Here is a 13,238-nt window from a genome sequence, read left to right as displayed (position 1 = left end):
CACAGAGGAACATGTATGGGTGGTATCAGTATTTGGCAGTTATTGATTATTGCCGTCATCGTTGTACTGCTTTTTGGCACCAAAAAGCTCGGCTCCATCGGTTCCGATCTTGGTGCGTCGATCAAAGGCTTTAAAAAAGCAATGAGCGATGATGAACCAAAGCAGGATAAAACCAGTCAGGATGCTGATTTTACTGCGAAAACTATCGCCGATAAGCAGGCGGATACGAATCAGGAACAGGCTAAAACAGAAGACGCGAAGCGCCACGATAAAGAGCAGGTGTAATCCGTGTTTGATATCGGTTTTAGCGAACTGCTATTGGTGTTCATCATCGGCCTCGTCGTTCTGGGGCCGCAACGACTGCCTGTGGCGGTAAAAACGGTAGCGGGCTGGATTCGCGCGTTGCGTTCACTGGCGACAACGGTGCAGAACGAACTGACCCAGGAGTTAAAACTCCAGGAGTTTCAGGACAGCCTGAAAAAGGTTGAAAAGGCGAGCCTCACTAACCTGACGCCCGAACTGAAAGCGTCGATGGATGAACTACGCCAGGCCGCGGAGTCGATGAAGCGTTCCTACGTTGCAAACGATCCTGAAAAGGCGAGCGATGAAGCGCACACCATCCATAATCCGGTGGTGAAAGATAATGAAGCTGCGCATGAAGGCGTAACGCCTGCCGCTGCACAAACGCAGGCCAGTTCGCCGGAACAGAAGCCAGAAACCACGCCAGAGCCGGTGGTAAAACCTGCTGCGGACGCTGAACCGAAAACCGCTGCACCTTCCCCTTCGTCGAGTGATAAACCGTAAACATGTCTGTAGAAGATACTCAACCGCTTATCACGCATCTGATTGAGCTGCGTAAGCGTCTGCTGAACTGCATTATCGCGGTGATCGTGATATTCCTGTGTCTGGTCTATTTCGCCAATGACATCTATCACCTGGTATCCGCGCCATTGATCAAGCAGTTGCCGCAAGGTTCAACGATGATCGCCACCGACGTGGCCTCACCGTTCTTTACGCCGATCAAGCTGACCTTTATGGTGTCGCTGATTCTGTCAGCGCCGGTGATTCTCTATCAGGTGTGGGCGTTTATCGCCCCAGCGCTGTATAAGCATGAACGTCGCCTGGTGGTGCCGCTGCTGGTTTCCAGCTCTCTGTTGTTTTATATCGGCATGGCGTTCGCCTACTTTGTGGTCTTTCCGCTGGCATTTGGCTTCCTTGCCAATACCGCGCCGGAAGGGGTACAGGTATCCACCGACATCGCCAGCTATTTAAGCTTCGTTATGGCGCTGTTTATGGCGTTTGGTGTCTCCTTTGAAGTGCCGGTGGCAATTGTGCTGCTGTGCTGGATGGGAATTACCTCGCCAGAAGACTTACGCAAAAAACGTCCGTATGTGCTGGTTGGCGCATTTGTTGTCGGGATGCTGCTGACGCCGCCGGATGTCTTCTCGCAAACGCTGCTGGCGATCCCGATGTACTGCCTGTTTGAAATCGGTGTCTTCTTCTCACGCTTTTACGTTGGTAAGGGTCGAAACCGGGAAGAAGAAAACGACGCTGAAGCAGAAAGCGAAAAAACTGAAGAATAAATTCAACCGCCCGTCAGGGCGGTTGTCATATGGAGTACAGGATGTTTGATATCGGCGTTAATTTGACCAGTTCGCAATTTGCGAAAGACCGTGATGATGTTGTAGCACGCGCTTTTGACGCAGGAGTTGATGGGCTGCTCATCACTGGCACTAACCTGCACGAAAGCCAGCAGGCACAAAAACTGGCGCGTCAGTATTCATCCTGTTGGTCAACGGCGGGCGTACATCCTCACGACAGCAGCCAGTGGCAAGCAGCGACCGAAGAAGCGATCTTTGAACTGGCCTCGCAGCCAGAAGTGGTGGCGATTGGTGAGTGTGGCCTCGACTTTAACCGCAACTTTTCTACACCAGAAGAGCAGGAATGTGCTTTTGTTGCCCAGCTACGCATTGCTGCAGAATTAAACATGCCGGTATTTATGCACTGTCGCGATGCCCACGATCGGTTTATAACCTTGCTGGAGCCGTGGCTGGATAAACTGCCTGGTGCAGTTCTTCATTGCTTTACCGGTACACGTGAAGAGATGCAGGCGTGCGCGGCGCGTGGAATTTATATCGGCATTACCGGTTGGGTTTGCGATGAACGACGCGGGCTGGAGCTGCGGGAATTGTTGCCGTTGATTCCGGCGGAGAAATTGCTGATCGAAACTGATGCGCCGTATTTGCTCCCGCGCGATCTCACGCCGAAGCCATCATCCCGGCGCAACGAGCCAGCCCATCTGCCCCATATTTTGCAACGTATTGCGCACTGGCGTGGAGAAGATGCCGCATGGCTGGCTGCCACCACGGATGCCAATGTTAAAACACTGTTTGGGATTGCGTTTTAGAGTTTGCGGAACTCGGTGTTCTTCACACTGTGCTTAATCTCTTTATTAATAAGATTAAGCAATAGCATGGAGCGAGCCTCACCGTCGGGTTCGGTGAAAATGGCCTGAAAACCTTCGAACGCGCCTTCGGTAATAATCACCTTATCACCCGGATAAGGGGTTGCCGGATCGACAATGTCTTTCGGTTTATATACCGATAGCTGATGAATCACCGCCGATGGGACTATCGCTGGCGACGCACCAAAGCGCACAAAGTGGCTGACGCCACGTGTAGCGCTGATAGTCGTGGTATGAATCACTTCTGGATCAAATTCCACAAACAGGTAGTTAGGGAATAACGGTTCACTGACTGCGGTACGTTTACCCCGTACGATTTTTTCCAGGGTGATCATCGGAGCCAGGCAATTAACCGCCTGTCTCTCAAGGTGTTCCTGGGCACGTTGAAGTTGCCCGCGCTTGCAGTACAGTAAATACCAGGATTGCATAATGACTCTTATCCGTTTAATCGGGGCGCAAGGATAGCAAAAGCTTTACGCTAAGTTAATTATATTCCCCGGTTTGCGTTATACCGTCAGAGTTCACGCTAATTTAACAAATTTACAGCATCGCAAAGATGAACGCCGTATAATGGGCGCAGATTAAGAGGCTACAATGGATGCCATGAAATATAACGATTTACGCGACTTCCTGACGCTGCTTGAACAGCAGGGTGAGCTAAAACGTATCACGCTCCCGGTGGATCCGCATCTGGAAATCACTGAAATTGCTGACCGCACTTTGCGTGCCGGTGGGCCTGCGCTGTTATTCGAAAACCCTAAAGGGTACTCAATGCCAGTGCTGTGCAACCTGTTCGGTACGCCGAAGCGCGTGGCGATGGGCATGGGGCAGGAAGATGTTTCGGCGCTGCGTGAAGTGGGTAAATTATTGGCTTTTCTGAAAGAGCCGGAGCCGCCAAAAGGTTTCCGCGACCTGTTTGATAAACTGCCGCAGTTTAAGCAAGTGTTAAACATGCCGACAAAGCGACTGCGTGGTGCGCCCTGTCAACAAAAAATCGTCTCTGGCGATGACGTCGATCTTAACCGCATTCCCATTATGACTTGCTGGCCGGAAGATGCCGCGCCGCTGATTACCTGGGGGCTGACAGTGACGCGCGGCCCGCATAAAGAGCGGCAGAATCTGGGCATTTATCGCCAGCAGCTAATTGGTAAAAACAAACTGATTATGCGCTGGCTGTCGCATCGCGGCGGCGCGCTGGATTATCAGGAGTGGTGTGCGGCGCATCCGGGCGAACGTTTCCCGGTTTCTGTGGCGCTGGGTGCTGATCCCGCCACGATTCTCGGTGCAGTCACCCCCGTTCCGGATACGCTTTCAGAGTATGCGTTTGCCGGATTGCTGCGCGGCACCAAGACCGAAGTGGTGAAGTGTATCTCCAATGACCTTGAAGTGCCCGCCAGTGCGGAGATTGTGCTGGAAGGGTATATCGAACAAGGTGAAACGGCGCCGGAAGGGCCGTATGGCGACCACACCGGTTACTATAACGAAGTCGATAGTTTCCCGGTATTTACTGTGACGCATATTACCCAGCGTGAAGATGCGATTTATCATTCCACCTATACCGGGCGTCCGCCGGATGAACCTGCGGTGCTGGGTGTCGCACTGAACGAAGTGTTTGTGCCGATTCTGCAAAAACAGTTCCCGGAAATTGTCGATTTTTACCTGCCGCCGGAAGGCTGCTCTTATCGCCTGGCGGTAGTGACGATCAAAAAACAGTACGCCGGACACGCGAAGCGCGTCATGATGGGCGTCTGGTCGTTCTTACGCCAGTTTATGTACACTAAATTTGTGATCGTTTGCGATGATGACGTCAACGCACGCGACTGGAACGATGTGATTTGGGCGATTACCACCCGTATGGACCCGGTTCGGGATACTGTTCTGGTAGAAAATACGCCTATTGATTATCTGGATTTTGCCTCGCCTGTCTCCGGGCTGGGTTCAAAAATGGGGCTGGATGCCACGAATAAATGGCCGGGGGAAACCCAGCGTGAATGGGGACGTCCCATCAAAAAAGATCCAGATGTTGTCGCGCATATTGACGCCATCTGGGATGAACTGGCTATTTTTAACAACGGTAAAAGCGCCTGATGCGCGTTTGTTTTGCCCTATTTATCGATCCGACAGAGAAAGCGCATGACAACCTTAAGCTGTAAAGTGACCTCGGTAGAAGCTATCACGGATACCGTATATCGTGTCCGCATCGTGCCAGACGCGGCCTTTTCTTTTCGTGCTGGTCAGTATTTGATGGTGGTGATGGATGAGCGCGATAAACGTCCATTCTCAATGGCTTCGACGCCGGATGAAAAAGAGTTTATCGAGCTGCATATTGGCGCTTCTGAAATCAACCTTTACGCGAAAGCAGTCATGGACCGCATCCTCAAAGATCATCAAATCGTGGTCGATATTCCCCACGGAGAAGCGTGGCTGCGCGATGATGAAGAGCGTCCGATGATTTTGATTGCGGGCGGCACCGGGTTCTCTTATGCCCGCTCGATTTTGCTGACAGCGTTGGCGCGTAACCCAAACCGTGATATCACCATTTACTGGGGCGGGCGTGAAGAGCAGCATCTGTATGATCTCTCCGAGCTTGAGGCGCTTTCGCTTAAGCATCCAGGTTTGCAAGTGGTGCCGGTGGTTGAACAACCGGAAGCGGGCTGGCGTGGGCGTACTGGCACCGTGTTAACGGCGGTATTGCAGGATCATGGTACGTTGGCAGAGCATGATATCTATATTGCCGGACGTTTTGAGATGGCGAAAATTGCCCGTGACCTGTTTTGCAGCGAGCGTAATGCGCGGGAAGATCGCCTGTTTGGCGATGCGTTTGCATTTATCTGAGATATAAAAAACCCGCCCCTGACAGGCGGGAAGAACGGCAACTAAAACTTTATACAGTGATACAGTGGCATTTAGATCTATGTCGCATCCGGCAATCGATGCACGATGCCTGATGCGACGCTGGTGCGTCTTATCAGGCCTACATTGGTGCCGGGTCGGTAGGCCGGATAAGGCGTTTACGCCGCATCCGGCAATCGATGCCTGATGCGGCGCTGGCGCGTCTTATCAGGCCTACATTAGTGCCGGGTCGGTAGACCGGATAAGGCATTCACGCCGCATCCGGCAAGTGTTTAAACCCGCTCAAACACCGTTGCAATACCCTGACCCAGACCGATACACATCGTCGCCAGACCAAACTGAACGTCTTTGCGTTCCATCAGATTCAGCAGCGTGGTGCTGATACGCGCACCGGAACAACCCAGCGGATGACCCAGCGCGATCGCGCCACCGTTGAGGTTGATCTTCTCGTCAATCTGCTCCATTAGCCCCAGATCTTTAATACATGGCAGGATCTGCGCGGCAAAAGCTTCATTCATTTCAAACACGCCGATATCGCTGGCAGAAAGCCCCGCTTTTTTCAGCGCCAGCTTCGAGGCTGGAACCGGGCCGTAACCCATAATCGACGGGTCACAACCAACGACCGCCATCGAACGTACGCGGGCGCGTGGCTTAAGACCTAATTCACGGGCGCGGCTTTCACTCATCACCAGCATGGCTGCAGCGCCATCGGAGAGAGCGGAAGACGTACCCGCCGTTACCGTGCCGCTGACTGGATCGAACGCCGGACGCAGCGTGGCGAGGGCTTCCACGGTGGTTTCCGGCCGAATCACTTCGTCGTAATTAAACTGCTTCAGGACGCCGTCGGCATCGTGACCACCGGTCGGGATGATTTCATTTTTAAATGCGCCCGACTGCGTGGCGGCCCAGGCGCGGGCGTGTGATCGCGCGGCAAAGGCATCCTGCATTTCACGGCTGATACCGTGCATACGCGCCAGCATTTCTGCCGTTAAGCCCATCATGCCCGCCGCTTTGGCGACATTGCGGCTCAGGCCGGGGTGAAAATCGACGCCGTGACTCATCGGCACATGGCCCATATGCTCCACGCCACCGACCAGACATGCCTGTGCATCGCCAGTCATAATCATCCGTGCTGCGTCATGCAGTGCCTGCATGGATGAACCGCACAAGCGATTGACGGTGATCGCTGGGACAGAATGCGGCACTTCTGCCAACAGCGCCGCGTTACGGGCGATGTTAAAACCTTGCTCTAGCGTCTGCTGCACACAACCCCAGTAAATATCATCGAGGGCCGCTGCTTCCAGCGCCGGGTTACGCGCCAGCAGGCTACGCATTAAATGAGCGGAGAGATCTTCCGCACGCACGTGACGAAAAGCACCGCCCTTCGAACGGCCCATCGGGGTACGAATTGCATCGACAATGACAACCTGTTCCATTGTGACTCCTTAAGCCGTTTTCAGGTCGCCAACCGGACGGGCTGGCTCAACCGGGGGATAGTACGGTTCGTTATGACGCGCTTTATTACGCAGACCTTCCGGCACTTCATACAGCGGGCCGAGGTGCTGATATTGCTGTGCCATATCGAGATATTTTGCGCTACCGAGGGTGTCCAGCCAGCGGAACGCACCGCCGTGGAACGGAGGGAAGCCCAGGCCGTAGACCAGTGCCATATCGGCTTCTGCCGGAGTGGCGATAATGCCTTCCTCCAGACAACGCACCACTTCGTTGACCATCGGGATCATCATGCGGGCGATAATCTCTTCTTCGCTGAAATCGCGCTTCGGCTGGCTGACTTCTGCCAGCAGGTCGTCAACGGCGGCATCTTCTTCTTTCTTCGGCTTACCTTTGCTGTCTTCTTTATAACGCCAGAAACCGAGGCCGTTCTTCTGACCAAAACGGTTGGCATCAAACAGTGCGTCGATGGCATCGCGATAATCTTTCTGCATCCGCTGCGGGAAACCTGCTGCCATCACTGCCTGGGCGTGATGCGCGGTATCAATGCCCACGACATCCAGCAGGTATGCCGGACCCATCGGCCAGCCAAACTGTTTTTCCATCACTTTGTCGATCTTGCGAAAATCCGCGCCGTCGCGCAGCAGCTGGCTGAAACCGGCGAAATAGGGGAACAGCACGCGGTTAACAAAGAAGCCGGGGCAGTCATTAACCACAATTGGCGTTTTACCCATCTTGCTCGCCCATGCGACAACTTTCGCGATGGTTTCGTCGGAGCTTTTCTCACCGCGAATAATTTCCACCAACGGCATCCGGTGCACTGGGTTAAAGAAATGCATCCCGCAGAAGTTTTCCGGGCGTTCCAGCGCGTTGGCCAGTTCGCTGATAGGAATGGTTGAAGTATTGGAAGCCAGCACGGTATCCGGGCGTACTTTCTGCTCGGTTTCTGCCAGCACGGCTTTTTTCACTTTCGGGTTTTCGACAACCGCTTCTACCACAACGTCCACGCGATCAAACCCGGCGTAGTCGAGCGTTGGATGAATCGTGGAGATCACGCCAGCCAGTTTCAGACCGTCGATCTTGCCGCGCTCAAGCTGCTTGTTCAGCAGTTTTGCGGCTTCAGTCATACCGAGGGTTAACGACTTGTCATTGATATCTTTCATGACAACCGGCACGCCTTTCCACGCAGACTGGTAAGCAATGCCGCCGCCCATAATGCCTGCGCCCAGCACAGCGGCCTGTTTTGGGGTTTCAACGTCTTTGGTGAGTTTCTTTGCTTTGCCTTTTACATATTGATCGTTAAGGAAAATGCCGACCAGTGCGCGAGCTTCGTTGGTATGCGCCAGCGGGACAAAACTTTTGTTTTCCAGATTTAATGCTTCTTCACGACCAAAACGGGCAGCCGCTTCAATGGTTTTTACTGCGGTGATGGGTGCGGGGTAATGTTTCCCTGCTGTTTGTGCGACCATTCCTTTAGCGATGGTGAAGCTCATGGTGGCTTCAATCTTGCTCAGTTTTAGCGGTTCCAGCTTCGGCTGACGTTTCGCTTTCCAGTCGAGGTCGCCGTTAATGGCCTGACGTAAAATCGCCTTCGCGCCTTCAACCAGTTTTTCTGCTTTGACTACGCCATCCACCAGACCGATTTTCAGCGCCTGATCCGCGCCGACATCTTTACCGGCGGCAATGATTTCCAGCGCACTATCAGCACCGAGCATACGTGGCATACGTACAGAACCGCCAAAGCCCGGCATAATGCCCAGTTTGGTTTCCGGCAGACCGATGCGCAGATCCGGCGTCGCCAGACGATAATCGGTCGCCAGCACGCATTCGCAGCCACCGCCCAGCGCATAGCCGTTGACGGCAGCAATGGTCGGCACCGGCAGATCTTCCAGGCGATTAAACACGCTATTGGCAAAGTGCAGCCACTGACTTAACTGTTCTTCAGGAACGAGGAACAGGGACAAAAATTCGGTGATATCAGCACCGACGATAAAGGCTGCTTTGTTCGAACGCAGCAGCAGCCCTTTTAGATCTGATTGCTGTTCCAGCACGCCGATGGCCTCGCCGAGGCTGGCGACGGTCGCAGTGTCGAGTTTATTAACTGAACCTGGGGCATCAAATACCAGTTCGGCAATGCCATCTTCCAGCCAGTCAAGGTACAGGGTGTCGCCTTTGTAAAGCATGTCAGTCTCCTGAATCCGCAAGGTGATCTGGTCGTACCAGATGCATCGAAGTGTGTATTTTGTGTTAAAAATATGCAAATAAAAGATTAAAGAAATGCCGATCTGATCACGCTCGGCAGAAATCACGCTCTGAATGAACGATGTGCTAAGATGCGGAGACTTAAGGTCAAAAAAACAGAAGGGTAAAAAATGGAATCACTGGCCTCGCTCTATAAAAATCATATAGCTACCTTACAGGAACGGACTCGCGATGCGCTGGCGCGCTTCAAACTGGATGCGTTACTTATTCACTCCGGCGAACTGTTCAACGTTTTTCTCGACGATCATCCCTATCCTTTTAAAGTGAACCCGCAATTCAAAGCGTGGGTGCCGGTAACCCAGGTGCCAAACTGCTGGTTGCTGGTAGATGGCGTGAACAAGCCGAAACTGTGGTTTTATCTGCCGGTTGATTACTGGCACAACGTCGAACCACTGCCGACCTCCTTCTGGACTGAGGATGTGGAAGTAATTGCGCTGCCGAAAGCCGATGGCATTGGTAGCCTGTTGCCAGCTGCGCGCGGCAATATCGGTTATATCGGTCCGGTGCCGGAACGTGCGCTGCAACTGGGTATTGAGGCCAGCAATATCAACCCGAAAGGGGTGATCGACTACCTGCATTACTACCGCTCCTTCAAAACCGAGTACGAACTGGCCTGTATGCGTGAAGCGCAGAAAATGGCGGTCAACGGTCATCGCGCGGCAGAAGAAGCGTTCCGTTCTGGCATGAGCGAGTTCGATATCAACATTGCCTATCTGACCGCGACCGGTCATCGTGATACCGACGTACCTTATAGCAACATTGTGGCGCTTAACGAACACGCTGCGGTGTTGCATTACACCAAACTGGACCACCAGGCACCGGAAGAGATGCGCAGCTTCCTGCTGGATGCCGGGGCCGAATATAACGGCTATGCGGCTGACCTGACTCGTACCTGGTCGGCAAAAAGCGACAACGACTATGCACAGCTGGTGAAAGACGTAAATGATGAACAACTGGCGCTGATCGCTACCATGAAAGCAGGCGTCAGCTATGTGGATTACCACATCCAGTTCCATCAGCGCATCGCCAAACTGCTGCGTAAGCATCAAATCATCACCGATATGAGTGAAGAGGCGATGGTCGAAAATGATCTTACCGGACCGTTTATGCCGCACGGTATCGGCCATCCGCTGGGCCTGCAGGTGCATGACGTGGCCGGTTTTATGCAGGATGATAGCGGTACGCACCTCGCGGCACCGGCAAAATATCCGTACCTGCGCTGCACCCGTATTCTTCAGCCGGGTATGGTGTTAACCATCGAACCGGGTATCTACTTCATCGAATCACTGCTGGCGCCGTGGCGTGAAGGGCAGTTCAGTAAACACTTTAACTGGCAGAAAATTGAAGCACTGAAACCGTTCGGCGGCATTCGTATCGAAGACAACGTGGTGATCCACGAAAACAACGTGGAAAACATGACCCGGGATCTGAAACTGGCGTGATGGAAAGCTGGTTAATTCCTGCGGCACCGGTCACGGTCGTTGAAGAGATCAAAAAGAGCCGCTTCATAACGATGTTGGCTCATACCGATGGCGTTGAGGCGGCGAAAGCGTTTGTTGAATCGGTGCGGGCAGAACACCCCGATGCCCGCCACCATTGCGTGGCGTGGGTGGCGGGTGCGCCGGATGATTCACAACAGTTGGGTTTCTCTGATGACGGGGAACCGGCGGGAACGGCAGGTAAACCGATGCTCGCCCAACTTATGGGCAGCGGCGTCGGGGAAATTACCGCCGTGGTGGTGCGCTACTACGGCGGCATATTGCTGGGCACCGGTGGGTTAGTGAAAGCGTATGGCGGCGGCGTGAATCAGGCACTGCGCCAGCTAACGACCCAACGCAAGACGCCATTAACCGAATATACTTTGCAATGTGAATATAGTCAGTTAACCGGCATTGAAGCGTTGCTGGGGCAGTGTGGCGGCAAAATTATCAACAGTGATTATCAGGCATTCGTTCTGCTGCGGGTGGCGCTTCCGGCGGCGAAAGTGGCTGAATTTTCCGCAAAGCTGGCGGATTTTAGCCGTGGTTCATTGCAATTGTTAGCGATTGAAGAATAATCCCCACTTCGTTTTGCAGAACTAAGGAAGCGGCAGAGATGCATTTTCGCGCCATTACCCGAATCGTTGGACTACTGGTCATCTTATTTTCAGGGACCATGATTATCCCTGGGCTGGTAGCACTCATCTACCGGGATGGAGCGGGCCGCGCTTTTACCCAGACCTTTTTTGTCGCCCTCGCCATTGGCTCTATGCTGTGGTGGCCGAACCGCAAAGAGAAGGGCGAACTGAAATCCCGTGAAGGGTTTCTGATAGTGGTGCTGTTCTGGACCGTGTTGGGTAGCGTCGGTGCGCTCCCTTTTATCTTTTCGGAAAGCCCAAACCTCACGATTACCGATGCGTTTTTTGAATCTTTCTCCGGTCTGACTACCACGGGGGCCACTACGCTGGTGGGGCTGGATACACTTCCTCACGCAATCCTCTTTTATCGCCAGATGCTGCAATGGTTTGGCGGGATGGGGATCATCGTGTTGGCGGTTGCGATACTGCCTATCCTCGGCGTGGGGGGGATGCAGCTCTATCGCGCGGAAATGCCCGGCCCGCTGAAAGATAACAAAATGCGCCCGCGAATTGCGGAAACGGCGAAAACCCTGTGGTTGATTTATGTCTTGCTGACCGTCGCCTGTGCGCTGGCGTTGTGGTTTGCCGGAATGGATGCCTTTGATGCCATCGGCCATAGCTTTGCGACTATCGCTATTGGCGGCTTCTCGACACATGATGCCAGTATCGGTTATTTCGACAGCCCGACTATTAACACCATCATTGCTATCTTCCTGCTGATCTCCGGCTGTAACTACGGTCTGCACTTTTCACTGTTAAGTGGGCGTAGTCTGAAGGTTTATTGGCGCGATCCGGAATTTCGCATGTTTATCGGCGTACAGTTTACGCTGGTGGTTATTTGTACCCTCGTGCTGTGGTTTCATAATGTCTACAGTTCGGCGCTGATGACAATTAACCAGGCGTTTTTTCAGGTGGTGTCGATGGCGACGACCGCCGGATTTACGACAGATAGCATTGCCCGCTGGCCGCTCTTTTTGCCGGTACTGCTTTTATGTTCAGCATTTATTGGCGGTTGCGCCGGGTCTACGGGCGGTGGCCTGAAAGTGATCCGCATTCTGCTGCTGTTTAAGCAGGGGAACCGTGAGCTGAAACGACTGGTGCACCCGAACGCCGTGTATAGCATTAAGCTGGGGAATCGCGCACTGCCGGAACGTATCCTCGAAGCCGTTTGGGGATTTTTCTCCGCCTATGCATTGGTGTTTATTGTCAGTATGCTGGCGATTATCGCCACGGGGGTGGATGACTTTTCTGCCTTTGCCTCGGTTGTTGCGACATTGAATAACCTGGGACCAGGGCTTGGCGTGGTTGCTGATAACTTTACCAGTATGAACCCGGTGGCTAAATGGATCCTGATTGCCAATATGCTGTTTGGTCGTCTCGAGGTCTTTACATTACTGGTGCTCTTTACCCCGACTTTCTGGCGTGAATGATGGAGTAATACGTGAAAACATTAATTCTTTTCTCAACAAGGGACGGACAAACGCGCGAGATTGCCGCCTACCTGGCTTCGGAACTGAAAGAATTGGGGATCCAGGCAGATGTCGCTAATGTGCATCGCATTGAAGAACCCCAGTGGGAAAACTACGATCGCGTGGTCATTGGCGCTTCTATTCGCTACGGTCACTACCACTCTGCGTTCCAGGAATTTGTCAAAAAGCATGCGACGCGGCTGAATTCGATGCCGAGCGCCTTTTACTCCGTAAACCTGGTGGCGCGTAAACCGGAGAAGCGTACTCCACAGACCAATAGCTACGCGCGGAAGTTTCTGATGAGTTCACAATGGCGTCCCGATCGCTGCGCGGTCATTGCCGGGGCGCTGCGTTATCCACGTTACCGCTGGTACGACCGCTTTATGATCAAGCTGATTATGAAGATGTCAGGCGGTGAAACGGATACGCGCAAAGAAGTTGTCTATACCGATTGGCAGCAGGTGGCGAATTTCGCCCGAGAAATCGCCCATTTAACCGACAAACCGACGCTGAAACAAGCATAAAGAATAAAAAATGCGCGGTCAGAAAATTATTTTAAATTTCCTCTTGTCAGGCCGGAATAACTCCCTATAATGCGCCACCACTGACACGGAACAACGGC

General features: G+C 53.1%; 13 protein-coding genes. 10 read left to right on the top strand and 3 right to left on the bottom strand.

Translation table 11 applies throughout. The annotated features are described in order from the left end of the window. Positions 1–15: 15 nt before the first annotated feature. From tatA to tatD, 4 genes are read left to right on the top strand one after another with little or no spacing between them, the layout of a single operon-like run. Positions 16–285, top strand: coding sequence for a Sec-independent protein translocase subunit TatA (gene tatA, locus FQ015_RS17070; protein WP_001295260.1), 270 nt, complete (start codon positions 16–18; stop codon positions 283–285). Positions 286–288: 3 nt separating this feature from the next. Continuing rightward, positions 289–804 (top strand): Sec-independent protein translocase protein TatB, encoded by a 516-nt coding sequence (gene tatB / locus FQ015_RS17065; protein WP_000459594.1) that lies wholly within the window; start codon positions 289–291, stop codon positions 802–804. A 2-nt stretch (positions 805–806) separates the two neighbouring features. After that, on the top strand, positions 807–1,583 hold the full coding sequence (gene tatC, locus FQ015_RS17060; RefSeq protein ID WP_000109943.1) for a Sec-independent protein translocase subunit TatC: 777 nt from the start codon (positions 807–809) through the stop codon (positions 1,581–1,583). A 41-nt stretch (positions 1,584–1,624) separates the two neighbouring features. Then, a complete protein-coding gene (gene tatD, locus FQ015_RS17055) occupies positions 1,625–2,407 on the top strand; it encodes a 3'-5' ssDNA/RNA exonuclease TatD (RefSeq protein WP_160524302.1) in 783 nt (260 codons plus the stop codon). Here the strand turns inward: tatD and rfaH are convergent. Beyond that, on the bottom strand, positions 2,404–2,892 hold the full coding sequence (gene rfaH / locus FQ015_RS17050) for a transcription/translation regulatory transformer protein RfaH (protein WP_001192404.1): 489 nt from the start codon (positions 2,890–2,892) through the stop codon (positions 2,404–2,406). The two genes, tatD and rfaH, sit on opposite strands and share 4 nt — an antisense overlap. A gap of 166 nt (positions 2,893–3,058) precedes the next feature. Between rfaH and ubiD the strand changes: the two genes are divergently transcribed. Next, positions 3,059–4,552 carry a 4-hydroxy-3-polyprenylbenzoate decarboxylase gene (ubiD, locus tag FQ015_RS17045; RefSeq protein ID WP_059337559.1) on the top strand — a complete coding sequence of 498 codons (1,494 nt, stop codon included), beginning with the start codon at positions 3,059–3,061 and terminating at the stop codon, positions 4,550–4,552. Between the two features lie 45 nt (positions 4,553–4,597). Continuing rightward, complete coding sequence (fre, locus tag FQ015_RS17040) at positions 4,598–5,299, top strand: NAD(P)H-flavin reductase (RefSeq protein ID WP_001353704.1); 702 nt, start codon at positions 4,598–4,600, stop codon at positions 5,297–5,299. Positions 5,300–5,589: 290 nt separating this feature from the next. Here the strand turns inward: fre and fadA are convergent, their stop codons facing one another. Both fadA and fadB read right to left on the bottom strand, forming a co-directional pair. Beyond that, the gene (gene fadA, locus FQ015_RS17035; RefSeq protein WP_039020301.1) at positions 5,590–6,753 is read right to left on the bottom strand and encodes an acetyl-CoA C-acyltransferase FadA; all 1,164 of its coding nucleotides are present in this window, start codon (positions 6,751–6,753) and stop codon (positions 5,590–5,592) included. 9 nt (positions 6,754–6,762) lie between these two features. Continuing rightward, on the bottom strand, positions 6,763–8,952 hold the full coding sequence (fadB, locus tag FQ015_RS17030) for a fatty acid oxidation complex subunit alpha FadB (RefSeq protein ID WP_000965930.1): 2,190 nt from the start codon (positions 8,950–8,952) through the stop codon (positions 6,763–6,765). Between the two features lie 189 nt (positions 8,953–9,141). Between fadB and pepQ the strand changes: the two genes are divergently transcribed. The 4 genes from pepQ to hemG are packed head-to-tail and all read left to right on the top strand — an operon-like array spanning position 9,142 to position 13,140. Beyond that, a complete protein-coding gene (pepQ, locus tag FQ015_RS17025) occupies positions 9,142–10,473 on the top strand; it encodes a Xaa-Pro dipeptidase (protein ID WP_000444561.1) in 1,332 nt (443 codons plus the stop codon). Beyond that, positions 10,473–11,087: an IMPACT family protein gene (locus FQ015_RS17020; RefSeq protein WP_097470667.1), complete on the top strand. Its 615-nt coding sequence runs from the start codon at positions 10,473–10,475 to the stop codon at positions 11,085–11,087. The genes pepQ and FQ015_RS17020 overlap by 1 nt, the downstream gene beginning before the upstream one ends. 38 nt (positions 11,088–11,125) lie before the next feature. Next, a complete protein-coding gene (gene trkH, locus FQ015_RS17015; RefSeq protein WP_000545683.1) occupies positions 11,126–12,577 on the top strand; it encodes a Trk system potassium transporter TrkH in 1,452 nt (483 codons plus the stop codon). A gap of 11 nt (positions 12,578–12,588) precedes the next feature. After that, on the top strand, positions 12,589–13,140 hold the full coding sequence (gene hemG, locus FQ015_RS17010) for a menaquinone-dependent protoporphyrinogen IX dehydrogenase (RefSeq protein WP_160524301.1): 552 nt from the start codon (positions 12,589–12,591) through the stop codon (positions 13,138–13,140). Positions 13,141–13,238 lie beyond the last annotated feature (98 nt).

Origin of the sequence: Escherichia sp. HH26CH, assembly GCF_009820205.1 — a bacterium.
Lineage (GTDB): Bacteria > Pseudomonadota > Gammaproteobacteria > Enterobacterales > Enterobacteriaceae > Escherichia > Escherichia coli_F.
Note: the sequence above shows the minus strand (reverse complement) of the source record. Positions and strands in the feature narration are given on the sequence as shown.